The 23,226-nt window shown below is 65.6% G+C and carries 18 protein-coding genes and 1 pseudogene; 14 read left to right on the top strand and 5 right to left on the bottom strand.

Annotation, left to right across the window (positions count from 1 at the left end; genetic code table 11):
- The first annotated feature begins 135 nt into the window (after window positions 1-135).
- Window positions 136-1,176, top strand: coding sequence for a glycosyltransferase family 4 protein (locus tag ACVWY5_RS23370; RefSeq protein WP_028338301.1), 1,041 nt, complete (start codon window positions 136-138; stop codon window positions 1,174-1,176).
- Here the strand turns inward: ACVWY5_RS23370 and waaF are convergent.
- Window positions 1,158-2,222, bottom strand: a complete 1,065-nt coding sequence (gene waaF / locus ACVWY5_RS23365; protein ID WP_028338300.1) for a lipopolysaccharide heptosyltransferase II — start codon at window positions 2,220-2,222, stop codon at window positions 1,158-1,160. The two genes, ACVWY5_RS23370 and waaF, sit on opposite strands and share 19 nt — an antisense overlap.
- Window positions 2,223-2,357: 135 nt before the next feature.
- On the opposite strand from waaF, the gene rfaD reads away from it, so the two are divergent.
- From rfaD to ACVWY5_RS23335, 6 genes and pseudogenes are all read left to right on the top strand, one after another.
- On the top strand, window positions 2,358-3,338 hold the full coding sequence (gene rfaD, locus ACVWY5_RS23360) for an ADP-glyceromanno-heptose 6-epimerase (RefSeq protein WP_028338299.1): 981 nt from the start codon (window positions 2,358-2,360) through the stop codon (window positions 3,336-3,338).
- 17 nt (window positions 3,339-3,355) lie between these two features.
- On the top strand, window positions 3,356-4,828 hold the full coding sequence (gene rfaE1, locus ACVWY5_RS23355; RefSeq protein ID WP_028338298.1) for a D-glycero-beta-D-manno-heptose-7-phosphate kinase: 1,473 nt from the start codon (window positions 3,356-3,358) through the stop codon (window positions 4,826-4,828).
- Window positions 4,829-4,836: 8 nt separating this feature from the next.
- Window positions 4,837-6,117 (top strand): O-antigen ligase family protein, encoded by a 1,281-nt coding sequence (locus ACVWY5_RS23350; RefSeq protein ID WP_028338297.1) that lies wholly within the window; start codon window positions 4,837-4,839, stop codon window positions 6,115-6,117.
- A gap of 85 nt (window positions 6,118-6,202) precedes the next feature.
- Window positions 6,203-8,116, top strand: a complete 1,914-nt coding sequence (locus ACVWY5_RS23345; protein ID WP_028338296.1) for a nucleoside-diphosphate sugar epimerase/dehydratase — start codon at window positions 6,203-6,205, stop codon at window positions 8,114-8,116.
- 48 nt (window positions 8,117-8,164) lie between these two features.
- Complete coding sequence (locus tag ACVWY5_RS23340; protein ID WP_028338295.1) at window positions 8,165-9,379, top strand: glycosyltransferase family 4 protein; 1,215 nt, start codon at window positions 8,165-8,167, stop codon at window positions 9,377-9,379.
- Window positions 9,376-10,318: pseudogene (locus ACVWY5_RS23335) on the top strand (NAD-dependent epimerase/dehydratase family protein). Before ACVWY5_RS23340 ends, ACVWY5_RS23335 begins: the two are co-directional and overlap by 4 nt.
- Window positions 10,319-10,323: 5 nt before the next feature.
- On the opposite strand, the gene ACVWY5_RS23330 reads toward ACVWY5_RS23335, so the two are convergent.
- Window positions 10,324-11,334 carry an MraY family glycosyltransferase gene (locus ACVWY5_RS23330; RefSeq protein ID WP_028338293.1) on the bottom strand — a complete coding sequence of 337 codons (1,011 nt, stop codon included), beginning with the start codon at window positions 11,332-11,334 and terminating at the stop codon, window positions 10,324-10,326.
- 10 nt (window positions 11,335-11,344) lie between these two features.
- The gene (locus ACVWY5_RS23325; protein ID WP_028338292.1) at window positions 11,345-12,331 is read right to left on the bottom strand and encodes a lysylphosphatidylglycerol synthase transmembrane domain-containing protein; all 987 of its coding nucleotides are present in this window, start codon (window positions 12,329-12,331) and stop codon (window positions 11,345-11,347) included.
- Window positions 12,332-12,683: 352 nt separating this feature from the next.
- Here ACVWY5_RS23325 and ACVWY5_RS23320 point away from each other — a divergent pair, with 352 nt between their 5' ends.
- From ACVWY5_RS23320 to ACVWY5_RS23295, 6 genes are all read left to right on the top strand, one after another.
- On the top strand, window positions 12,684-14,096 hold the full coding sequence (locus ACVWY5_RS23320; RefSeq protein WP_028338291.1) for a mannose-1-phosphate guanylyltransferase/mannose-6-phosphate isomerase: 1,413 nt from the start codon (window positions 12,684-12,686) through the stop codon (window positions 14,094-14,096).
- Between the two features lie 251 nt (window positions 14,097-14,347).
- Window positions 14,348-15,364 (top strand): Gfo/Idh/MocA family oxidoreductase, encoded by a 1,017-nt coding sequence (locus ACVWY5_RS23315; protein WP_028338290.1) that lies wholly within the window; start codon window positions 14,348-14,350, stop codon window positions 15,362-15,364.
- A gap of 31 nt (window positions 15,365-15,395) precedes the next feature.
- A complete protein-coding gene (locus tag ACVWY5_RS23310; protein ID WP_028338289.1) occupies window positions 15,396-16,547 on the top strand; it encodes a DegT/DnrJ/EryC1/StrS family aminotransferase in 1,152 nt (383 codons plus the stop codon).
- Between the two features lie 43 nt (window positions 16,548-16,590).
- On the top strand, window positions 16,591-18,120 hold the full coding sequence (gene murJ / locus ACVWY5_RS23305) for a murein biosynthesis integral membrane protein MurJ (protein WP_028338288.1): 1,530 nt from the start codon (window positions 16,591-16,593) through the stop codon (window positions 18,118-18,120).
- 128 nt (window positions 18,121-18,248) lie between these two features.
- Window positions 18,249-20,558 (top strand): xanthine dehydrogenase family protein molybdopterin-binding subunit, encoded by a 2,310-nt coding sequence (locus tag ACVWY5_RS23300; protein ID WP_028338287.1) that lies wholly within the window; start codon window positions 18,249-18,251, stop codon window positions 20,556-20,558.
- Between the two features lie 104 nt (window positions 20,559-20,662).
- Window positions 20,663-21,109, top strand: a complete 447-nt coding sequence (locus ACVWY5_RS23295) for a c-type cytochrome (RefSeq protein WP_028338286.1) — start codon at window positions 20,663-20,665, stop codon at window positions 21,107-21,109.
- 149 nt (window positions 21,110-21,258) lie between these two features.
- Here ACVWY5_RS23295 and ACVWY5_RS23290 read toward each other — a convergent pair whose 3' ends face one another.
- Window positions 21,259-21,681: a CHRD domain-containing protein gene (locus ACVWY5_RS23290; protein ID WP_028338285.1), complete on the bottom strand. Its 423-nt coding sequence runs from the start codon at window positions 21,679-21,681 to the stop codon at window positions 21,259-21,261.
- A gap of 165 nt (window positions 21,682-21,846) precedes the next feature.
- Here ACVWY5_RS23290 and ACVWY5_RS23285 point away from each other — a divergent pair, with 165 nt between their 5' ends.
- Window positions 21,847-22,776 (top strand): c-type cytochrome, encoded by a 930-nt coding sequence (locus ACVWY5_RS23285; protein WP_028338284.1) that lies wholly within the window; start codon window positions 21,847-21,849, stop codon window positions 22,774-22,776.
- Window positions 22,777-22,898: 122 nt separating this feature from the next.
- Here the strand turns inward: ACVWY5_RS23285 and ACVWY5_RS23280 are convergent, their stop codons facing one another.
- The gene (locus ACVWY5_RS23280; RefSeq protein WP_016845986.1) at window positions 22,899-23,144 is read right to left on the bottom strand and encodes an Lrp/AsnC ligand binding domain-containing protein; all 246 of its coding nucleotides are present in this window, start codon (window positions 23,142-23,144) and stop codon (window positions 22,899-22,901) included.
- Window positions 23,145-23,226: the final 82 nt, after the last annotated feature.

Below are 23,226 nucleotides of genomic sequence, written 5' to 3'. Positions count from 1 at the left end.
TGGAGCTCTCCCGATGTTCTTTAACAGGTGATGCTAGCGGGAGTGCGGTGAAGAGGGGGTTTCGCCGTGGCCGAACTGGCCACTATGCTTAATGTTGCGTATAGGAACTGGCACGAAACGGAGACTTGAGTGCCGATCGAGAACACACCTGCCGGCGAGCTCGAGCTCATCGTGCCCAATCTGCACCGACGCTATTCGGGTGTCACCGCGACCAACCGCATGGTCGCGCCGAAACTTGCAAAGATGTTCCGCGCAGGCTGGCTCGGCTCGCATCGGCCCGACGGCATCGACGCGATGGGATTTGCCGATCTCCTGCGGCTGTGGCGGCGCGCATCGCCGCTGATCTGGCACGCGCGGCGCAACGACGAGATGATCGTCGGGCTCATGCTGCGCGCGCTTGGTTGGCCGCTGAAACTGATCTTCACCTCGGCCGCGCAGCGCCATCACACTTGGCTGACGCGCTGGCTGATCCGCAACATGGATGCGATCATTGCCACCAGTCCGCTGTCGGCTTCCTATCTGAAGCGCGACGCGACCGTGGTGATGCACGGCGTCGACACCGATCGTTATGCGCCGCCCGCCGATCGCGCGGCAGCCTTCGCCGAGAGCGGATTGCCTGGACGTGATGCGATCGGCTGCTTCGGACGGGTGCGCGCGCAGAAGGGCAGCGACGTTTTCGTCGAGGCGATGTGCAGGCTGCTGCCGCGCTATCCCGATTTCACCGCGGTCATCGTCGGCGCCGTGGTGCCGGAGCAGCTGGCCTTTGCCAACGAGCTGAAGCGAAAGATCGAGGCCGCCGGCCTGCAATCGCGCATCATCATCACGGGCGAACTGCCGATCGAGGACGTCGTGCGCTGGTACCAGCGGCTGACGATCTACGCCTTCACCTCGCGCAATGAAGGTTTCGGCCTGACCCTGATCGAGGCGATGTCGGCGGGCGCCGCGCTGGTTGCGGCGCGCGCGGGCGCGGCCGAGTTCGTGGTCGAGGACGGCGTCACCGGCGTGCTGACGCCGCCCGGCGACGCCGACGCGCTGGCGGCCGCGCTGGAGCCCTTGATGCGCGATCCGGCATCGGCCGCGGCGATGGGCGCGCGGGCGCGGCAACGAGTTGTGGATAAGTTCAGCCTCGATGCCGAGGCAAAAGCGATCGCGGCGGTCTACCGCGCGCTGACCTGAGCCAGCACGCGCTGCGCAATCTCCACGACCTCTTCGGCGGCGATATCGCGCATGCAGCGATGGTCGTTCATGGTGCAGACCGTGCGCTGGCACGGCTGGCACGACAACTTGCTCCTGGTCTGCAGCACGGTCGCGGCGAGGCCGTTGAGGGGTGCCCAGAGATAAGGGTCGGTCGGGCCGAAGATGCCCATGGTCGGTGTGCCGATTGCGGCGGCGATGTGCATCAAGCCGGAGTCGTTGGTCACAGCGACGCTGGCCGCGGCCATCGCAACGATGCCGTTGCGCAGATCGGTGCCGGTGAGGTCGCGGACCCGCGCGCCGCCGGCTGCCGTGATCTCCTGCGCCAGCGCCTTCTCGCCGGGGCCGCCGACCACCCAGACGTCGAAGCCGCGTTCGGCGAACAGCCGCGCGGCCTCCGGATAATAGGTCCAGCGTTTCGAGGCGCCGACCGAGCCGGGGCCGAGCGCGATGGCGGGACCGCGGCCGAGGCCGTTGGCTTGCCGCCAGCGTTCGATTTCGTCCGCGGGAACCCGAAGCTGCGGCACCGGCCATTCCGGCGGGCGGGCGGCGCCGTCGGACAGCGCCAGGATCGCGTTCTTGTCGATGAAGCGCGGCTGCCGCTTTTCTCCCCATCGCATCGCGTTGATGAGGCCGAACCGCACCTCGCCAAAGAAGCCGACCCGTTCCGGGATGCCCGCCAGCGCCGGCGCGAGAGCGGCCTTCCAGGTCCGTGGCAGCACCAGCGCGGTGGCGTAGTTCCGTCGGCGAAGCTCGGCCGCGAGGGCCTGCTGTTGGGCCAGCGCCAGCCGGCTGCGCGGCAGGTCGGACACGATCCCGGCGCGAACATCGGGCATATAATCGACCAAAGGGGCGCAAAGCCTGGATGTCAGAAGGTCGATCGGCCGGTTCGGCCAGCGCTTGCGGAGCACCCTGACCACGGTGTGGCCGCGCACGAAATCGCCGATCCAAACATAGGGCACCACGAGGATAGGTCTGGTATCCTCGGCATCCTGTGTTTCGATGTCAGATATTGAATCAATATTCATTTCTAACTAGGCCAAGGCCGATCGGGCGCGGCCAAGTCGGTAACCGGTTCGCGATGAGAGGTAAAGCCGTCGTTGCCTGCGACGCGGGAGTGGGGCAAAGCTGACGGCTGCAAAGGAATCTGGCGGGATTTCATCATGTTTCTGGTAACCGGGGGCGCCGGTTTTATCGGATCGAACGTCGTGGCCGCGTTGAACGACGCCGGGCGCAGCGACGTCGCGGTCTGCGATCTGCTTGGGCAGGACGGCAAGTGGCGGAACCTGGCCAAGCGCCAGCTTGCCGATGTCGTTCCGCCGGCCGAGCTTGGCGACTGGCTGAAGGGGCGGCGGCTTACCGCCGTGATCCATCTCGGCGCCATTTCCGAGACCACGGCAGCCGACGGCGACCTGGTGATCGAGACCAATTTCCGTCTCTCGATGCGGCTGCTCGACTGGTGCACGGTAAATGCCACGCCGTTCATCTATGCCTCGTCGGCCGCGACCTACGGCGACGGCGAACAGGGGTTCGACGACGACGCATCGGTCGAGGCGCTGAAGCGGCTTCGGCCGATGAACCTGTACGGCTGGAGCAAGAACTTGTTCGATCTTGCGGTCGCCGAGCGTGCGGTGAAGGGCGCGCCTCTGCCGCCGCAATGGGCCGGGCTGAAATTCTTCAACGTGTTCGGCCCCAATGAATATCATAAGGGCCCGATGATGAGCGTGCTCGCGCGGCGCTTCGACGACATCAAGGCGGGCCGCGTAGTGCAGCTCTTCAAGTCGCATCGCGAGGGCATCGCCGACGGGGATCAGCGCCGCGATTTCATCTATGTCGACGACGTCGTGCGGGTGATGATGTGGTTGATCGCGACGCCGCGGGTCTCCGGGCTGTTCAATGTCGGTACCGGCAAGGCGCGCAGCTTCAAGGACCTGATCGTCTCGGCCTATGGCACGCTCGGGCTGGAGCCGAACATCCAGTATGTCGACATGCCCGAGCAGATTCGCGGCAGTTACCAGTACTTCACCCAGAGCGTTGTCGATCGTCTCGGACGCGCCGGATACAATGGCGGTTTCACCCGCCTGGAAGACGCTGTCGGGGCCTATGTGACGGGCTTCCTCGATCGCGCGGATCGCTATCGCTAGAGCGGATACGGTGACTGATGTTCGATTTTGAAGCGATCTCGCGTGCGATGTCCGGCCAGACCGTGCTCTGCGTCGGCGACCTCATGCTCGACGAGTTCGTCTATGGCGAGGTGTCGCGAATCTCGCCGGAGGCGCCGGCGCCGGTGATCGCGGTCAGGCGCAACGAGACCAATATCGGCGGCGCCGGCAACGTCGCGCGCAACATCGCCGCGCTTGGCGGGCGCTGCATCTTCGTCGGCCTGATCGGCGAGGACGCTGCCGGCGCGGTGCTGGCCGAGGCGTTGGCGAAGGAGCCCGCTATCGAGACCGTGCTGCTGCGCGATGCCGCGCGTCCGACCACGCGCAAGGTGCGCTTCGTCTCCGAGCAATTCTCGACCCACATGCTGCGCTCCGACTGGGAGCTCGCCGCGCCGGCCGCACCGGCCATCGAGCAGCAGCTGATCGATGCGATCCTGCCGCGTCTTGCGCGGGCCGACATCGTGCTGCTGTCGGACTACGCCAAGGGCGTGCTCACCGCGCGCGTGATCCGCAACGTGATCGACGCGGCACGCCAGGCGCAAAAGCGCGTCATCGTCGACCCGAAGAGCGCCAACCTCGCGATCTATCGCGGCGCGACCGTGCTGACGCCGAACCGCAAGGAATTCGCCGAGGCGACCCGCAGCCGCGCCGACAGCCAGGACAGCATTGCGCAGGCCGCGCCCGATGCGATGTACCTCGCGGATTGCGAGGCGATGCTGGTGACGCAGGGCGAGCGCGGCATGACGCTGGTGACGAGGGGCGGCGAGTCGATCCATGTGCCGGCGCTGCCGGTCAAGGTGCGCGACGTCTCCGGCGCCGGCGATACCGTTGCCGCGGCGCTGGCGCTGGCGCTGGCTGGCGGCGCCGACTGGGAAGGCGCGCTGCGGATCGCGAGCGCGGCGGCGGCGGTTGCGGTCGGCAAGACCGGTACCGCGATCGTCAAGTCCGCCGAATTGCGCCGAAGGATTCTGCCGCACGCTTCGCTGGCGGCCGAGGAGAAGATCGTCGCGGCCGGCGGCGACATCGGTGCATGCCTCGAGGAGTGGCGCAGGCAGGATCTGCGCATCGGCTTCACCAATGGCTGCTTCGACATCCTGCACCCCGGCCACGTCAAGGTGCTGACCGCCGCGCGCGGCGCCTGTGATCGCCTCGTCGTCGGGCTGAACAGCGACGCCTCGGTGAAGCGGCTGAAGGGCGAGGGGCGTCCGGTGCAGAACGAGCGCGCCCGCGCCGAGGTGCTGGCGGCGCTGGAAGCCGTCGACCTCGTCGCGATCTTCGAGGAGGACACGCCGATCAATCTGATCACGCAGGTGCGGCCGAGCGTGCTGGTCAAGGGGGGCGACTATACCCGCGAGCAGGTGGTCGGCCACGAGATCGTCGAAGCTGCCGGCGGCGAGGTGGTGCTGGTCGAGATCCTGCCCGGCCACAGCACGACGTCGCTGGTTGCGCGGGCCCGTGAGGGCAAGGCGTGAGCGCAAGCATGGCATCCCCGGCAGGCGCCGCGGCGTGTCCGGCCTGGCGCGATCCGGCGCGCTGGCAGACCGCGACCGATGTGGTCGCGGTCCTGATCGCGCTGTCGCTGCCGTGGTCGACCTCGCTGGTCGGCATCTTCGGCGTGGTGCTGCTGATCGCGATTGCGCCGACGGTCGATCTGAAGGCGTTCTGGGCGCTGCTGAAGCGGCCGATCTGCCTGGCGCCGGTCGCGTTGTTTTGCCTCGCGCTTGTCGGCACGCTCTGGTCGGACGCGGCCTGGGGCGCGCGATTCTACGCGGTCGGGCCGACCGCAAAGCTCCTCGTGCTGCCGGTCCTGCTCTATCATTTTCAGCGCTCGGCCCGCGGGACCTGGGTGTTCGTCGCTTTCCTCGTCTCCTGCACGCTGTTGATGCTGATGTCCTGGCTGGTGCTTGCCTATCCGCACCTCGCGCTGAGGGCGCCTGCGCCTGGCGAGCAGGGAGTCTTCGTCAAGAACTACATCGACCAGAGCCAGGAATTCACCTTATGCGCGGTCGCGCTGGCCTATCCGGTCGTGATGCTGCTGCGGGCCAAACGCATCCTGCCGGCCATGTTGCTGATCGCGATCGCGCTCACCCTGTTCGCCAACATGGCGATGGTGGTGGTGTCGCGGACTGCGTTGGTGACGGTTCCGATTATGTTCGCGGTGTTTGCGCTGCTCCATCTGCGCTGGCGCAGCATCGTCCTGATCCTTTGCGCGGCCGCCGCGTTAGCCGTGGTGGCGTGGTATGGCTCACCGCAATTGCGCTGGACGGCCGAGTCATTCCAGCGCGACTACAAGCTCTACATGGAGCGCAACGAGCCGACCTCGGTCGGTCTGCGGCTCGAATTCTGGCGAAAGTCGCTCGGCTTCTTCGCCGAGGCCCCGGTCATCGGCCACGGCACCGGAGCGACCCGGGGCCTATTCGAGCGCGTGGCAACGGGTGGTGTGACCCAGGCCTCCGGCGAAGTGATCGGCAACCCTCACAATCAAACGTTGAACGTCGCCGTGCAGTGGGGCATTGTGGGTGTGGCGATCCTGTATGCGATGTGGCTGCTGCACCTCTTGCTGTTCCGCGGCGACGGTCTCGTCAACTGGATCGGGCTTCTCGTCGTGGTACAGAATATTACGAGTTCGTTGTTTAATTCACACATCTTCGACTTTCACGAAGGCTGGATGTATGTGCTGGGCGTCGGGGTCGCGGGCGGCATGGCGTTGAAGGGGCAATTGGGGGCCGATATGGAACCCGAACCTCCTGCTCGTCCATGATCGCTGGCAAGGGCGCTGCAGATACGCTATCAGCCTGCCAAATGTCTCACCGCAAACTCCCAGTTGCCGGCAACCCGTCCGTTAGATGACGCGTCTTTCACAATTTACCCTGCGCAACTTCCTGATTTTGCTGCATGACGCGCTCGCGACGACGTTTGCGTTGCTGGCGAGCTTCTATCTGCGTTTTGAGGGCAGCCTCCTTACTGATCGACTGCCGCATCTGCTGCTGATTCTGCCCTGGTTCGTGCTGTTCAGCATTTTCGTCAGCTATTTCTCCAATCTGACCACGGCGAAATGGCGCTTCACCTCGCTGCCGGACGCGGTGAATATCCTGCGGGTCGCATCCGTGCTGACGCTGGCACTGGTCGTGCTGGACTACGTCTACTTCTTCACCGGAACGAATTCGCAAAGCCCGGTGTTCCTCGGCCGGGTCACGATCATCCTGTTCTTCTTCCTCGAGGTGTTCGCGCTGAGCGCGTTGCGCCTCGGCTACCGTTATTTCCGTTATTCGCGCACGCGGCTGCATGCCCGATCTGACAACGCCGCGCCGGCGCTGCTGGTCGGACGTACGGCCGATGCCGAAGTAGTGCTGCGCGGCATCGAGAATGGTGCCATCAAGCGGCTCTGGCCGGTCGGTGTGCTCTCGCCGTCGGACGCCGACCGCGGCCAGATGATCCGCAACATTCCCGTGGTCGGCGGCGTCGACGACATCGAGGCCGTGATTCGGGATTTCGAGACCCGCCAGCGGCCGATCAAGCGCGTGGTCATGACACCGTCGGCCTTCGAACCCGAAGCGCATCCGGAAAGCGTGCTGATGCGCGCCAGGCGGCTCGGCGTGATGGTCAGTCGCCTGCCGTCGCTGGAGGGCGGCGACGCGCCGCGACTGACCAACGTCGCCGTCGAGGACCTGCTGCTGCGCCCAAGCCAGAAGATCGACTACGCGCGGCTCGAGACGCTGGTGAGGGGCAAGTCGGTCATCGTGACCGGCGGCGGCGGCTCGATCGGTGCCGAAATCTGCGAACGGGTCGCGACCTTCGGCGCCGCGCGCCTCCTGGTCGTGGAGAATTCCGAGCCGGCGCTCTATGCGGTCACCGAGGCGCTGTCCGCGCGCGACTCCGGCCCCGAGATCGAGGGCCGGATCGCCGATATCCGGGATCGCGAGCGCATCACGCGGCTGATGAGCGAGTTCAAGCCCGACATCGTGTTCCATGCCGCGGCGCTCAAGCATGTGCCGATCCTGGAGCGCGACTGGAGCGAAGGGGTCAAGACCAACATCTTCGGGTCGGTGAACGTGGCCGACGCCGCGCATGCCGCGGGCGCGAGCGCGATGGTGATGATCTCGACCGACAAGGCGATCGAGCCGGTGTCGATGCTGGGCCTGACCAAGCGGTTCGCCGAGATGTATTGCCAGGCGCTGGACCATGACCTGATGACCGAGGCAAAGGGCAAGCCGCACATGCGGCTGATCTCGGTGCGGTTCGGCAATGTGCTGGCGTCCAACGGATCGGTGGTGCCGAAATTCAAGGCGCAGATCGAGGCCGGCGGACCGATCACGGTGACCCATCCGGACATGGTTCGCTACTTCATGACGATCCGCGAGGCCTGCGATCTCGTGATCACCGCAGCGACGCACGCCGTGACGCCGGCGCGGCCTGACGTCTCGGTCTATGTGCTGAACATGGGGCAACCGGTGAAGATCGTCGATCTCGCCGAGCGGATGATCCGTCTGTCGGGCCTGCAACCCGGCGTCGACGTCGAGATCGTATTTAGCGGCATCCGCCCCGGCGAGCGGCTGAACGAGATCCTGTTCGCGAGCCAGGAGCCGACGCTCGAAATCGGCGTCGCCGGCGTCATGGCCGCCAAGCCCAACCAGCCTCCGATGTCGACGCTGCGCAAGTGGCTCGCGGCGCTGGAGGATGCGATCGAGAGAGATGACCGTGTGACCATCCGCGCCGTCCTTCAGGACGCCGTGCCCGAGTTCGGATCGAATGCCGCCTGACCGCGCCGTTCTGCGGACGCCGAGACAGGACCGTTTCGAAAGCCATTGATGCGTAGTTCTCGAAAAGTCGTGGTCGTCAGCCAGCACTATCCGCCGGACCACAGCACGACCGCCGCGATCATGTCTGCGATCGCCGAACGGATCGCGCAGGAGTCGGAGGTGATGGTGGTCTCCGGGATGCCGGGCTCGGCGCGGGCGCCGGCGACCGGGCGTCCCGCCGTCGTCGAGATCAGGAACTGGCTGCCTGGAAAGGCGGCGCTGATCAAGCGCGCGCTGGCCGAGGCGCTGTTCACCGGCCGGATCTTTTTTGCGCTGTTGTCGCGCCTGAAGCGGGGCGACGTGGCGCTGACGGTGACCGCTCCCTTCGCGCTGCCCTATGCGGTTGCCGCCGCGGCAAGGTTGAAGGGGGCCAAGTCGGCGCTGATCCTGCACGACCTGTTTCCAGATGTGCTCGTGATGGCCGGGCTGCTGCGGCCGTCCTCGCTGGTCGCGCGGGCGATACGCGCGATCAACGCGCTGATGTTCCGGGCCCTGAACGCTGTCATCGTGATCGGCCGCGACGCCGAGAAGCTGCTGCTACGCTATGGCGGAATGACACAGGACAAGATCAGGTTCATCCCGAACTGGGCCACGCTCGCGCCCGGCAACCGTCCCGTGAGCCCCGACAATGCGTTTCGCAAGGCCATCGCTGCGCGCTTCGTCGTCGGGCTGTCCGGCAATCTCGGCTTCACCCACGATCCGGACATCGTGTTCGAGGCCGCGCGGCTGTTGCGTGACGAAGGCGAGATCCATTTTCTGCTCTCGGGGTGGGGCATCGGCTTCGCGCGGCTCAAGGAGCTGCGGGCCACCGCGCGGCTTGCCAACGTCACGCTGGTCGACCGCGTCGCGGACAGCGAGCTTGATGCGCTACTCTCCAGCGCAGACGTCTGGCTCATTCCCTATCGCAAGGATGTCGCCGGCGTGTCGGTGCCGAGCCGGTTCTACAATCTGCTCGCTGCCGGCCGGCCCGTCATTCTCGTCTCCGAGCCAGAGGCCGAGGCTGCGCTCACCGTCAGCGAAAACCGGCTCGGCTGGGTCGTCACACCGGGAAGGCCCGATCAACTCGCCGAAGCCATCCGCCTGGCGTCGCGATCGCAGGACGCCGCGATGGCCGAGCGCGCCGTCGCGACCGCGCGGAACTTCAGTCCCGAGCGGGCGCTCGCGAGCTACGCTGCGCTGGTCCGGGAGCTGCTATCCAATCGCGATGTGGAGCGGACGGTATGAATAATGGTCACCGGACGGTTCTGGTCACGGGCGCCAGCGGCTTTGTCGGCCGCCATGTGGTGCCCGCGCTGGCGCGCAGCGGCTGGGTGGTGCGACGCGCGGGTGCGAACTCCACCGCGCGATGCAAACGACGTGATGATCGGCTCGCTCAGTCCCGCCACCGATTGGCGCGCCGCGCTCGACGGGGTGGAGGCGGTGGTGCATCTTGCGGCCCGCGTTCATCAGCAGTCCGACGAACGCGCGATAGAGCTCTATCGCAACGTCAATATCGAGGGCACGCTGCATTTGGCGCGGTCCGCGGTCGCTGCGGGCATTCGCGATTTCATTTTCGTCAGCACGATCCTGGTGCATGGGCGCAGCAATTACGGGCGTCCTCCGTTTCGCGAGGACGATGTTCTGACGCCGCGCGGCCTCTACGGAAATTCGAAGGCGGCCGCCGAGGTCGGCTTGAAGGAAATTGTGCCGGGCAGCGGCATGAGGGTGACCGTCATCAGGCCGCCGCTAATCTACGGGGCCGGTGCGAAGGGAAATTTCGCCCTACTCAAGCGCGCGGTGCTCAATGGCTTGCCGCTACCGCTCGCGTATGTGAAGAATCGCCGCGCGTTCCTGTCGGCGGAAAACCTCGCGTCGTTCATCTTGCACCGGTTGTCGCACCCGGGAGATGATTTCGACGTGTTCCTGGTGGCTGACCGCGAGCAGGTCTCGACGCGGGAATTCGTCGAGCGTCTGGCCCGGGCGGCGGACACCTCGCCGCGTCTGTTCTGGCTGCCGCCGCTGCTGTTGAAGATGGCGCTCGGGATCAGCGGCCGCAAGGAAGCCTATGACAGCCTGTTCGCCTCGCTCGAGCTTGATCTTTCCAAGATCGCGGGCACCGGATGGCAGCAGCCGATCAGCCTCGACGAGGGGCTGCGGCGCGCGCTGCGTCAAACGGACCGCTGAGGCGATCAGAGCGGTCGGGAGAACCGCCGCAGCTGCCAGGCGACGGTGAGCGCGCCGGCCAGCAGCAGCGCGATGTCCGCAGTGAGCGAATTGAGGGCGACCGAGGTGAATGCGAGCAGCGCCAGCGCCGCGTTAAGCGCAAACACCTCGCCGACGACGCGCCACACCGTGAACCCGTTGTCGGTCGCGCGCTGGTAGAAGTGCGAGCGATGCGCGGCCCAGAATGGCTCGCGCCGCGCCATGCGGCGAAACAGCGTGACCGTCGCATCCGTCAAATAATACAGCGGCAGCAGCAGCGCGGCGGCGAACTGCCGGTGCAGGGCGAGCTCGAGCAGGCACCAGCCGAGCAGCAGGCCGATCGGCAGGCTGCCGACATCGCCGAGGAATATCCTTGCGACCGGTCGGTTGAACGGCGCGAAGCCGAGCAGCGCGCCGCACAGCGCCGCCGCGACCAGCGCGGGAGCTGCGGGGACATAGCCGAAGCTGCCGAGCAGGGCGATCGCCACGGTGATCGGCACGGCCTCGGCCGCGGTCATCAGGTCGAGCCCGTCCATGAAATTGACGAGGTTCACGAACCAGAGGCCGGCGATCAGCAGCAGGCCGCGTTCGAGCCAGAGCGGGCCGGCCGGAACCAGCCTGAGACCATCAGGCGCGGAAAACACCACGGCCGCAACGGCGGCGGCCTGCAGCAGCAGCCGCGGGACGACGGGCAGCGAGCGGATGTCGTCGGCAAAACCCACCACCGCGATGAACAGGCAGGCCGCGAAGACGACGAAGGGAATAGTCAGGTTCTGCGATCCGGCTAGGACGATGACGATTCCGCCCGCCAGCAGCGTCGCCGCCGTGACCGCGATGCCGGCACCCTGCGGCGTTGGAATACGGTGCGACGAGCGCGCATTTGGCTTCGCCAGCGCCACACGCAGCAGCAGCGGCCGCGTCGCCTGGATCAGGACAGCCGAGATCGACGCAGCCAGAACCGCCGCGATCATTGACAGGAGGATTTCGAAAGCGCTCATTCTGGTCCGGCTATTGCGATCCCGGGACTCGCGATTGCGATCCCGGGACTTCGATCGGTTCTGTGCCCTTGGCGGCCTTTTCCGGGCTCAGGATCCAGACCAGGCCGCCAAACACGCCAACCACGAACGATACCGCGCCGAATAACAGCGAGATGTTGACGCCTTCATTGGCGATCAATCCGGCGTAGCCGAAGGCCAGCGCCATCGTGGCCTCGCGTACGCCCCAGCCGGCGATCGAGATCGGCATCATCGTGATCAGCATCACCGGCGGCAACAATTGGAATATCTGGCCGAAGGTGACGGGCGCGGTGATCGATTTCACCACGCACCAGGCGATCACGACGGTCACGACGTGAATGGCGATGGAGAGAATTGCGACCCTCAATCCGCGCTTGCGGCTGAACAACACCCGGTTCGCGATGACCGCGCAGGCGTGGATGTGATGCGTCGCCCACCATTGCTTCAGCCAGACCCAAGGCAACACGCCGATCAGCAGGAAGCCAAATCCGGCCGCGAGTGCGGCGAGGTCGAGAAGCAGCAACGCCATCCAGCCGTGGGAATCAGAAATCAGCCGATAGCTCCAGGGCAGGGTGGCGGCGATGACGACGGCGAGGGCGATCAGCCCGATCGCGCGGTCGACGAAAATCGAATAGGTGGCTGCGCGCCAGCCCGCACCGGCGCGCGCGACGAGCCAAAGCCGGACCGCGTCGCCGCCGATCGAGGATGGCAGTGTCTGGTTGAAGAAGGTGCCGATCACGTTGAAGCGCATGGCCTGGCCTGTCTCCAGCGGGGCTCCGCACTCCACGCTGATCTCCCGCCAGCGCAACACCCCGAGGAAGATCTGCAGGAACGTGACCGCGATCGCGAGGCCGAGCCAGCCCAGGCTCTCGACCTGGATACGGGAGGCAAGGTCGTACAGATTGACCTTGCGCAGCGAGAAATAGAGCAGCGCTGCCGAGATCAGGATCTTGACGGTCGAAAGCAGGATTCGGCGCATTTCCGTTCGGCTGCCAGGTTTCAGAATGTGTCAAAAACAGCGCAAAACGCTTTCGCGCGCCCAAATTCGTCGCCTTGGTATGGTTTCCGCGCCGATCTGGCAATACCCGTACTGGTCCCTATTGCGGCAGGCGCGAAGGGGTGGCTAAAGAAGCCGGAACGGGGGACGGCCGGCCACTCACCGGGGGTTTACGTTACCGGTAAAATCCGACCAGACGCGCGGGAGCGCGTGCTACTGCTTGGATAGTGCTTCCGAGGCGACAGGGCCTCCGGCCGCGACGGCCCGGTCCGATTTGGTGTGTCGTCCGCAGGCGGGATACGACATGACTTGCACGACAGGATTTGAGGCATCGATGGATCGACGAATTATTCCCCTGATCATGTGCGGCGGCGCAGGCACGCGATTGTGGCCGGCGTCACGCGAGGTGCATCCGAAACAGTTCCTGTCGCTGTTCGGGGCCCGCTCGACCTTCCAGGAGACGCTGCTGCGGGTCTCCGACGCGGGCCTGTTCGAGCGTCCGATCGTGATCACCAACGAGGCCTATCGCTTCATGGTGCTGGAGCAGCTGGCCGAGATCGGCCGCGAGGCCGACGTGCTGCTGGAGCCGATGCGCCGCGACTCGGGGCCGGCGATTGCGGCCGGTGCGGCGTTCGCGCAGAGCCGCGACAGCGAAGCGATCGTGCTGGCGCTGGCCGCCGACCATCTGGTGCGGGACACCGCGGCCTTCGTCGCCGCGTGCCGCGGCGGGTTGGTGGCTGCGGACGCCGGCCGCATCGTGACGTTCGGCGTCAAGCCGGAGCGGCCGGCCACCGAATACGGCTACATCAATCCGGGTGAGGTGGTCGCCGGCGAGGTGCGCGCGGTGGCGAAGTTCGTCGAGAAGCCGGATGCCGCGACGGCGGCAGGCTATATCGATGCAGGTTATCTCTGGAACAGCGGCAACTTCATGTTCCGCGCAAGCGTGCTGCTCGACGAGTACCGCAATGTCGATTCGGACAGCGTGGCCTCGGTGGAGCTGTCGGTTGCGTCGGCGGCACGCGATCTCGGCTTCGTCAAGCTCGATGCGCAGGCCTTCGGCGCGGCGAAGGCGATCTCGATCGATTACGCAGTGATGGAGAAGACATCGCATGCTGCGGTGGTGCCGGTGGCGTGCGGCTGGTCAGACATCGGCTCGTGGCGCCAGGTCTGGGAGCTCGCCGACAAGGACAGCCTCGGCAACGCGGCGCGCGGCAAGGCGGTGTTCGAGGACTCTCGCAATTGCAACGTCTCGACCGACCGGGCGCTGGTTGCGCTCGAAGGCGTCGACGATCTCGTCGTGGTCGCGACCCAGGACGCCGTGCTGGTGTCTCGCCAGAAGGACGCCAACGGGCTGAAGCGGCTGGTCGCGAAATTGAAAGTGGCGGCGCCGGAGGTGACCGAGAACCACATCAAGGTGCATCGCCCCTGGGGCTCCTATCAGTCGGTCGACAATGGCGACCGCCACCAGGTCAAGCGCATCGTCGTCAAGCCGGGCGGACGGCTGTCCCTGCAGAAGCACCATCACCGCTCCGAGCACTGGATCGTGGTGCGCGGCACCGCGCAGGTCACCGTCAACGAGCTGATCAAGACGGTGCACGAGAACGAATCGATCTACATCCCGATCGGCGCGGTGCACCGGCTGGAGAACCCGGGCAAGATCCAGCTCGAGCTGATCGAGGTGCAGACCGGCAGCTATCTCGGCGAGGACGACATCATCCGCATCGAGGATGACTATCGGCGCACCTGAGGCGAACGGGGCCCGCGCTCAAGATCGGGTCGCGGGCGATGTAACTCTTTGAATCAAAACGTGTCCGGATTTCGCCGTTGGCATTCGCCACATTTGTGACGCCGTGCTATAGCGGCTGCCAACGAAGCGGGTCGTGATTTGCGCCAAAGGCGCGGATCGGGCAGAGGGGCCTTGGTGCTGATTCCCTCGGAGCCGGGATGGCTCCCTGAGAAGCCGGGACAACCGCCAGAACGTTACTTGGGGTCTACGATATGAATGCAAAAGTGTCCGCAGCCGGCGCGAAGGCCGATATCGGCCGCGCATTGCGCGTTGGCGTGATCGGCGCCGGCGTGATGGGCAGCAACCATGCCCGCGTGCTGGCCGGACTGCCCGGGGTGCTGTTGATCGGCATCGTCGATCCGCTGCCGGAACATCGCACGCGCGCCATCGACCTGGTCGGCTGCCGCGCCTTCGAAAGCCTCGATCAGCTGTTCGCCGAGGGCATCGATGCGGTGACGATCGCAGCTCCCACCCATCTGCATCACGAGATCGCGCTCGCCTGCATCGCGCGCAACATTCACATCCTGGTCGAGAAGCCGGTCGCGTCCACGGTCGAAGAGGGCCGCGAGATCGTTGCGGCCGCCGAGCGGGCCGGCGTCACGCTGATGGTCGGCCATGTCGAGCGCTTCAATCCTGCGGTCGCCGCGATCAAGCAGGCGATCTCAGGCGAGGACATCCTGTCGATCGGTATCACCCGGGTCGGCCCGTTCCCGCCGCGAATGTCCAATGTCGGCGTTGTGATCGATCTTGCCGTGCACGACATCGACCTGATCCGCTGGTTCACTGAGTCCGACATCGTCGAGGTGCAGCCGCAGCTTTCGAGCGCCGTCGCCGAGCGCGAGGATATCGCGCTGCTGCAATTCCGTACCGCTTCTGGCGTGCTCGCCCACATCAACACCAATTGGCTGACGCCGTTCAAGGCGCGCAACGTGACGGTCGCAACCCGCGGCAAGTATGTGATGGGCGATCTGCTCACGCGTCAGGTCACCGAATGTTTCGGCTTCAAGCCGGACGGCAGCTATTCGATGCGTCATCTGCCGGTCGGTCACGACGAGCCGCTGCGCGCCGAGCTGATTGCCTTCCTCGATGCCGTACGCGGCGGCAAGCTGCCGGCCGTGTCCGGCGACGAGGGCGTGGCGAGCCTCGAGATCGCGATCCGCTGCCTGGAATCGCCGGCCCGGCCTGCCGCCTCGACGATCCGCAAGGGGCCGCGCCGCGTCGCCGGCTGACCGTAACCTGAAACCACGCGCGAAAAGCTTCATGAACCAGCACATGCGTCCAGAGCCCGTTCCCTTCATCGACATTGCCGCGCAGCGCCAGCGGCTCGGCAAATCGGTCGATGATGCGGTCGCCCGCGTGCTCAACCACTGCCAATTCGTCAACGGCCCGGAAGTGACCGCGCTGGAGAAGGCGCTGGCGGATTACAGCGGCGCCAAGCACGTGGTGAGCTGCGCGAGCGGCACCGATGCGCTGTTGATGGTGCTGATGGCGAAGAATGTCGGGCCGGGCGACGCCGTGCTGTGCCCATCGTTCACTTTCTGCGCGACCGGCGAAGCGGTGGCGCTCACCGGTGCGGCACCTGTCTTCGTCGACGTCGACGAGGCGACCTTCAATATTGACGTCAACTCAATCAAGCGCGGCATCGCCACCGCGCGGGCGCGCGGCCTGAAGCCGGTTGGCGTCATTCCGGTGGATTTGTTCGGCCAGTGCGCGGATCACGATGCGGTGGCCGCGGTTGCGGAGGCCGAAGGCCTGTTCGTGCTCGATGACGCCGCGCAGGGTTTTGGCGCCAGCTACAAGGGCCGCAAGCTCGGCACCTTCGGGCTCGCGACCGCGACCAGCTTCTTCCCGGCAAAGCCGCTCGGCTGTTTCGGCGATGGCGGCGCTATCTTCACCAATGACGACGAGCTTGCGAATACACTGCGCAGCATCCGCGTGCACGGCCAAGGCTCGGATAAATACGACAATGTCCGCCTCGGCCTGACCGGACGGCTCGATACCATGCAGGCGGCGATCCTGCTCGAAAAGCTGAAGATTTTCGACGACGAGATCGTGGCGCGCAATCGGGTGGCGGAGCGCTATGCGCGCGGGCTCGGCAACATCGTGACCGTGCCGCGGCTCGCCTCCGGCTGCACCTCGGTGTGGGCGCAATACACCATCCGCCTGCCGAAGGGGACCGACCGCGATGCCTTCGCCGCGGTGCTGAAGGCGCAGGGCGTCCCGACGGCAATCTACTACACGAAGTCGATGCACCAGCAGACGGCCTACCGCGACTTCCCGGTCACCGACGGCGGCCTGCCGGTCAGCGAAAGCCTCTCGGACGACGTCATCAGCCTGCCGATGCACGCCTATCTCGACGAGGCGGCCCAGGACCGCGTCATCCAGGCTGTGCGCAGCGCGCTTTCGGCCTGATAGGAAACTTTTTCAGACCGCAATCATGCGCTAGAAGCAGCGCATGCTTGGGCGCATCTTCACGGTCGGCGGCTATACCCTGCTATCGCGGGTCACCGGGTTCGCGCGCGACATCATGCTCGCGGCGATCCTCGGTGCCGGGCCGATCGCCGACGCCTTCTTCGTGGCGCTGCGGCTGCCCAATCATTTCCGCGCGATCTTCGCCGAAGGCGCCTTCAACGCCGCCTTCGTGCCGGCCTATGCCCATGTCCATGGCGAGCGCGGCGAAGCGTCGGCACGGCTGTTCGCCGACCGCATCTTCACGCTGCTGTTCGCCTCGCAGGTGATCCTGCTGGCGGTGGCGATGGCGTTCATGCCGCAGGCGATGAGCATCCTCGCGCCGGGCTTCACCGAGGACGCGGCGCAGCGCAAGCTCGCGATCGAGCTGACGCGGATCACCTTTCCCTATCTGCTGCTGATCACGCTGGTGACGCTCTATGGCGGCATGCTCAATGTGATGCATCGCTTCGCCAGCGCGGCCGCGGCGCCGATCTTCCTCAACCTCGCCATGATGATGACGCTGGCGCTCGCGGCGTTCTTCCCGAGCGCGGGCCATGCCGCGGCCTGGGGCGTGCTGATCTCGGGCTTCCTGCAATTCTTCCTGCTCGCCGGCGACCTCGCGCGCCATGGCGGCCTGCCGCGGTTCGCGCCCCTGAAGCTCGACGAGGACGTCCGCGGCTTCTTTCGCGCGCTGGGGCCAGCGACGTTGGGCTCGATGGGCACGCAGGTGGCGCTGTTCGCCGATACCATCATCGCGACCTTCCTGCCCGCAGGCGCGCTGTCGGCGCTGTATTATGCCGACCGCCTCAATCAGTTGCCGATCGGCGTGATCGGGATCGCGATCGGCACCGTACTGCTGCCGGAGATGTCGCGGCGACTGAGCGCCGACGACCACGCCGGCGCGATGGCCGCGCAGCGCCGCGCCTTCGATTTCACGCTGCTGTTCTCGGTGCCGTTCGTGGCGGCGTTCCTGACCGTGGCCGATCCGGTCATGCGCGCGATGTTCGCCCGCGGCGCGTTCTCCAAGGCCGATGCGGCAAGCGCCGGGGCCACGCTCGCGGCCTACGCGGTGGGGCTCATTCCCTTCGTGATGATCCGCAGCGCCGTTGCGACCTTCTACGCCCGCAAGGACACCGCAACCCCGGTGAAGGCGGCGCTGACCGGGGTCGCGGTCAACGTCGCGCTGAAGATCGCGCTGGTCGGCTCGCTGGCGCAGGTCGGGCTCGCGCTCGCGACCGCAATCGGGGCCTGGGTCAATCTGCTGCTGGTGCTGATGTTTGCCGTGCGCCGCGGCTACCTCGCGCTCGATCGGGCGCTGATCCGCTCCTTCGGCACCTTCGCGCTATGCGGCGTGCTGCTCGCGGTCGCGCTGTGGCTGACCTCGCATTTCGCTTATGTGTGGTTCGCGCCGATGCAGATCTTTCGCGACGAGCTGATCCTGCTGCTGCTGATTGCGGTCGGCGTCTTCGTCTATGCCCTCTCGATCCTCACTCTGTTCGGCCGCGGCTGGCTGTTTGCGCTCCGGCGCGTATAGTTTTACCTGTCAAATCAAAAGCATAGGAGGCCGCTGTGTGATAGCGCCGCGCGCGGCGGAAAGCGGTTTGCGCTTCGCCGACAACCACGCCAATATGCGCAAAACACACCAAGGCAATTGGAGAGACGATGGCAGCTCCCATCAAATTCGGCGTCGGACAAAGTGTGCGGCGCAAGGAGGACGACGCCCTGATTCGCGGCAAGGGCCGCTACACCGACGACGTCGCACCGTCTCCCGCATTGCACGCGCTGATGCTGCGCTCGCCGCATGCGCACGCGACCTACACGATCGATGCCGGCAAGGCCCGCGGCATGCCCGGCGTGGCGCTGATCCTGACCGCCGCCGACGTCGCCGAGCTCGGCGGCCTGCCGTGCCTGTTCAATCTCGAGACCGATCCGTTCACCGCACCGCCTTATCCGATCCTCGCCAAGGACGAGGTGCGCCATGTCGGCGACGCGGTGGCCTTCGTGGTCGCCGACACCGTCGATCATGCTCGTGACGCGATTGAGGCGATCGACGTCAAATGGACGCCGCTGCCGGCGGCGGTCGGCCTCGTCAATGCGGTGAAGAAGGACGCGCCGCAGGTCTGGCCGGACAAGCCCGGCAATGTGCTGTTTGACGTCTCGATCGGCGACAAGGGCGCCGCCGAGGCCGCGTTCGCCAAGGCGCATGCGGTGGCCGAGATCACCATCGTCAACCCGCGCGTCATCACCAATTTCATGGAGACGCGCGCCGCAGTCGCCGAATACGACGCCAAGAAGGATCATCTGACGCTGACGATCGGCAGCCAGGGCAGCCACCGCCTGCGCGAGATCCTCTGCGACATGATCCTGAAGATGCCGAAGGAGAACATGCGGGTGATCTGCCCGGATGTCGGCGGCGGCTTCGGCACCAAGCTGTTTCCCTATCGCGAATATGCGCTGATCTCGGTCGCCGCGCGCAAGCTCAAGAAGAGCATCAAATGGACCGCCGAGCGCTCCGACCATTTCATGGGCGACGCGCAGGGCCGCGACAATCTCACGACCGCGAAGATGGCGCTCGCCGAGGACGGCAAATTCCTCGGCATGGATGTCGACCTGATGGGCGACATGGGCGCCTATCTCTCGACCTTCGCGCCCTACATCCCGCATGGCGGCGCCGGCATGCTGCCGGGCCTCTATGACATCCAGGCCTTCCACTGCCGGGTCCGCACCGTGTTCACCAACACGGTGCCGGTCGACGCCTATCGCGGCGCCGGCCGCCCGGAGGCCGCCTATGTCATCGAGCGCCTGGTCGATGCCGCCGCGCGCAAGCTCGGCATGACGCCGGACGCCATCCGGCGGAAGAACTTCATTCCGCCGAAGTCGCTGCCCTACACGACAGCGACCGGCAAGGTCTACGACTCCGGCGACTTCGTCGCGCATATGAAGCGCGCGATGGAGATTGCCAACTGGAAGGAGTTTCCGAAGCGCGCCAAGGCCGCAAGGAAGGAGGGCCTGGTGCGGGGCATCGGCATGGCAAGCTATGTCGAGGTCTGCGGCACGATGGGCGAGGAGACCGCGAATGTGGCGCTCGATCCCAATGGCGATATTGCGGTCTTGATCGGCACGCAGTCGAGCGGGCAGGGTCACCAGACTGCCTATGCGCAGATCGTCGCCGAGCAGTTCGGCGTGCCGCCCGAGCGCGTCCATGTGCTGCAGGGCGATACCGACAAGATCGCGACCGGCCTCGGCACCGGCGGCTCGGCATCGATTCCGTCCGGTGGCGTCAGCGTGCAGCGGGCGACGCATGATCTCGGCAACAAGCTGAAGGAGCTCGCGGCGCAGGCGCTGGAGGCCGGCGCCGGCGACCTCGAGATCGCCGACGGCCGCATCCGCATCGCCGGCACCGACCGCTCGATCAGCTTTGCCGATCTCGCCAAACGTCCCGGCGGCGACACGTCGAAGATGAATGCGAGCGCGACCTTCGCCAGCGCCGACGGCACCTATCCGAACGGCACCCATCTTGCCGAGGTCGAGATCGATCCCGCCACCGGTATCATCAAGATCATCAACTACGTCATCGTCGACGATTTCGGCGTCACGCTCAATCCGCTGATGCTGGCGGGCCAGGTTCATGGCGGCGCGATGCAGGGCATCGGGCAGGCGCTGATGGAGCAGGCCGTGTACAGCCCGACCGACGGTCAGCTCGTCACCGGCACCTTCATGGACTATGCGCTGCCGCGCGCCTCCGACGGGCCGTCCTTCGTGTTCGAGACCCATAACGTGCCGTGCACGACCAACCCAATGGGCGTGAAGGGCGCGGGCGAGGCCGGCGCGATCGGCTCGTGCCCGGCGGTCGTCAACGCGATCGTCGAGGGTCTGCATCGCGAGTACAAGATCGACCACATCGACATGCCCGCCACGCCGGAACGGGTCTGGATCGCGATCCGCGAGGCGCAGCGCCGCCATAATCTCTGATAAATTTGTCGCAGGCGGAATGAAGATTCCGCCTGCGGTGTTTTGCAAACTAGGCCGGCTGCAGATCGCGGACCGGGACAGAGCGGAATTGAGGGGTTTTGCCGATGAAGCGGATTGTCGTCGTTGCTGCAATGCTTGCGTTGAGTGCTGGTGCTGTCGTGGCCGACCAGAATCAGGTCAAGCAGACCCAGGCCCAGATGAAGGAGACCGGCAAGAACGCGGGCGCGATCGCGGCAATGATCAAGGGCGAGAAGCCCTACGACCAGGCGGCGGTCGATGCTGCGCTGGTGAAGTTCGAAGACACCGCCAAGAAGCTGCCGACGCTGTTCCCGGCAAGCAGCAAGGGCCTCAAGCCGGATGGCGACTATTCCGCCGCGCCGAAGATCTGGGAAGACAAGGCCGGCTTCGAGCAGCACATCGCGAGCTTCGCCAAGGCCGTCGCCGATACCAAAGGCAAGGTCAAGGACCTCGACACGCTGAAGGCGGAAATGCCGCCGCTGTTCAAGCAGTGCGGCGGCTGCCACGAGACCTATCGCCTCAAGAAGGGCTGATCGCCGTTCGGCTCATCGTCGTTCGATCAATGAAAAGGGCGGACGCTTCGAGGCGTCCGCCCTTTTTTGTGTCGGCCGTTTCTTGTTGGAGCGCGTTCGCGACGATTGCTTGGTCAGGATTGCTTGGTGACGGATTACTTCGTCACTTGCTATTTGGTCACTTGGCCGCGGATCTCACCGCCCGGATTGGCCGCAGTGTGGACGTTGACATAGTACTTGCCTGCGAGCAGATCGGCGGCCTGCGCGTCGGTCAATGTTGCGCTGCCTTCGACCGGGCTCGACGTCGCGTTCGGGATGGCGACCGCGACACCGGAATTCTTGCCGGCCTCGGCGGGGCCGTGGAAATGCGCGGCGGTGGCCGGACCCGACAGGCCGGAATAGGTCAGCTTCCAGCTCAGCTTCTTGCTGGCGGCATCGTAGTCGATGTCGGCGGTGCCGGTGGCGGTGCTGGTATTCGGCGGCACTTCGCTCTTGCTGTCCAGCTTCGCCGTGAACTTCTCGGCAAAGGCCGGACCGGCGAGGGCGATCGCGGCGCCGAGCGTCAGCGTGGCAAGCAAGGTCTTGTTCGACATGGTTCTCTCCCCTTTGACGTCACAGGATGGTTGCAATCTTCAAACAGCAGCTTTTCGGGTTTATTCCCCAAATGATCGTGGGTGCGGCAAATTTGATGCGAGCTTGTCCGACAGGTTGCCATCATACTGGTCCATGGACTGACGCGACCAATGACGGATCGGTGAATGCTGCGACGAATTTTCCTCCTGGCGATTCTGGCCGGCGTAATCGGCTTTGGCGTGTTCTGGTGGCTGACGATCCCCGCGACCGTTGCCGCCGGCGCGCTGCCTGCCTATCAGCCTGACCTGGCCAACGGCCTCACAACGTTCAATGCCGGGGGATGTTCCTCCTGCCATGCCGTGCCGAAGCAGGACGACCGCACGCGGCTCGGCGGCGGGCTCGCGATCCCCTCGCCATTTGGCACCTTCTATGCGCCGAACATCTCGCCCGACCCGAACGACGGCATCGGCCGCTGGAGCGAGGCCGATTTCGTCACCGCGGTCATGAAAGGTACTTCGCCATCGGGCGCGCACTATTTCCCGGCGTTTCCGTATCCGTCCTATCAGCACGCCAAGGTCAGCGATGTGCGCGACCTGTTCGCCTATCTGAAGACCTTGCCGCCGGTCGCCGGCAAGGTGCGCGACCACGATTTGCCGTTTCCGTTCAACGTCAGGCGCAATGTCGGCGTCTGGAAATTCCTGTTCATGAACGGCAAGCCGTTCATCGCGGATGCAAGCCGCTCGGCGCATTGGTATCGCGGCGCCTATCTCGTCAACAGCTTCGGCCATTGCGCCGAGTGCCACAGCCCGCGCAATGTCCTCGGCGGTATCGTCACCGCGCAGCGCTTCGCCGGTGGTCCGAATCCGGAGGGCGAAGGCTGGGTGCCCAACATCACGCCGAGGGGGATCTCGGACTGGAGTGTGAAGGATATCGCCTATTTCCTCGAGAGCGGCCAGACGCCGGACGGCGACTCCGCCGGTGGGCCGATGGTGCGCGTGATCCGCAACACCTCGCAACTGTCGTCGTCCGACCGCGACGCGATCGCCGAGTACATCAAGTCGCTGCCGCCGGTCGAGGGGCCGCCGAAGCCGGTGAAGAAGGAGAAGGGGTCGTAAAGCGGGATGGGTCTTGGTTGAATCGGCTCGCCGCGGTTTCGGTTCACCTCTCCCAAGGGAGAGGTGAACTTTCGACGCCGTTCAAGCTCGACCTGATCTCATCATGCTCTCGCGGGCGCGTCCTACTTCGCGCCGAACGCCTTGAAGGTGATGATCGTGAGGGTGTCCTGGATGCCCGGGATCACCTGAACCTTCTCGTTGATGAAGTGGCCGATGTCGGTGTCGTGGTCGACGTAGAACTTGACCAGGAGGTCGTAATTGCCCGCGGTGGAATAGATCTCGGACGCAATCTCGGCCTCCGCCAGTGCATTGGCGACGGTGTAGGACTGGCCGAGCTTGCATTTGATCTGGACGAAGAAAGGAACCATCAAAGTCGTCTCCGGGGATTTCCGCGACTATAGGCCCAAAACGGGCGGCCAAGGCAAGGGGGCGAGGCGAGGGGTCAAGGCG

This window comes from Bradyrhizobium sp. USDA 3256, from assembly GCF_054058275.1.
The sequence above is the reverse complement of the archived record's forward strand: the minus strand, read 5'-3'. Positions and strand labels throughout refer to the sequence as shown.

What these genes read in the sequence shown, in the direction of transcription:
- waaF (WP_028338300.1), bottom strand. Translation starts at nt 2,222, where the DNA reads ATGAATATTGATTCAATATCTGACATCGAAACACAGGATGCCGAGGAT.
- rfaD (WP_028338299.1), top strand. Translation starts at nt 2,358, where the DNA reads ATGTTTCTGGTAACCGGGGGCGCCGGTTTTATCGGATCGAACGTCGTG.
- rfaE1 (WP_028338298.1), top strand. Translation starts at nt 3,356, where the DNA reads ATGTTCGATTTTGAAGCGATCTCGCGTGCGATGTCCGGCCAGACCGTG.
- ACVWY5_RS23350 (WP_028338297.1), top strand. Translation starts at nt 4,837, where the DNA reads ATGGCATCCCCGGCAGGCGCCGCGGCGTGTCCGGCCTGGCGCGATCCG.
- ACVWY5_RS23345 (WP_028338296.1), top strand. Translation starts at nt 6,203, where the DNA reads ATGACGCGTCTTTCACAATTTACCCTGCGCAACTTCCTGATTTTGCTG.
- ACVWY5_RS23340 (WP_028338295.1), top strand. Translation starts at nt 8,165, where the DNA reads ATGCGTAGTTCTCGAAAAGTCGTGGTCGTCAGCCAGCACTATCCGCCG.
- ACVWY5_RS23330 (WP_028338293.1), bottom strand. Translation starts at nt 11,334, where the DNA reads ATGAGCGCTTTCGAAATCCTCCTGTCAATGATCGCGGCGGTTCTGGCT.
- ACVWY5_RS23325 (WP_028338292.1), bottom strand. Translation starts at nt 12,331, where the DNA reads ATGCGCCGAATCCTGCTTTCGACCGTCAAGATCCTGATCTCGGCAGCG.
- ACVWY5_RS23320 (WP_028338291.1), top strand. Translation starts at nt 12,684, where the DNA reads ATGGATCGACGAATTATTCCCCTGATCATGTGCGGCGGCGCAGGCACG.
- ACVWY5_RS23315 (WP_028338290.1), top strand. Translation starts at nt 14,348, where the DNA reads ATGAATGCAAAAGTGTCCGCAGCCGGCGCGAAGGCCGATATCGGCCGC.
- ACVWY5_RS23310 (WP_028338289.1), top strand. Translation starts at nt 15,396, where the DNA reads ATGAACCAGCACATGCGTCCAGAGCCCGTTCCCTTCATCGACATTGCC.
- murJ (WP_028338288.1), top strand. Translation starts at nt 16,591, where the DNA reads ATGCTTGGGCGCATCTTCACGGTCGGCGGCTATACCCTGCTATCGCGG.
- ACVWY5_RS23300 (WP_028338287.1), top strand. Translation starts at nt 18,249, where the DNA reads ATGGCAGCTCCCATCAAATTCGGCGTCGGACAAAGTGTGCGGCGCAAG.
- ACVWY5_RS23295 (WP_028338286.1), top strand. Translation starts at nt 20,663, where the DNA reads ATGAAGCGGATTGTCGTCGTTGCTGCAATGCTTGCGTTGAGTGCTGGT.
- ACVWY5_RS23290 (WP_028338285.1), bottom strand. Translation starts at nt 21,681, where the DNA reads ATGTCGAACAAGACCTTGCTTGCCACGCTGACGCTCGGCGCCGCGATC.
- ACVWY5_RS23285 (WP_028338284.1), top strand. Translation starts at nt 21,847, where the DNA reads ATGCTGCGACGAATTTTCCTCCTGGCGATTCTGGCCGGCGTAATCGGC.
- ACVWY5_RS23280 (WP_016845986.1), bottom strand. Translation starts at nt 23,144, where the DNA reads ATGGTTCCTTTCTTCGTCCAGATCAAATGCAAGCTCGGCCAGTCCTAC.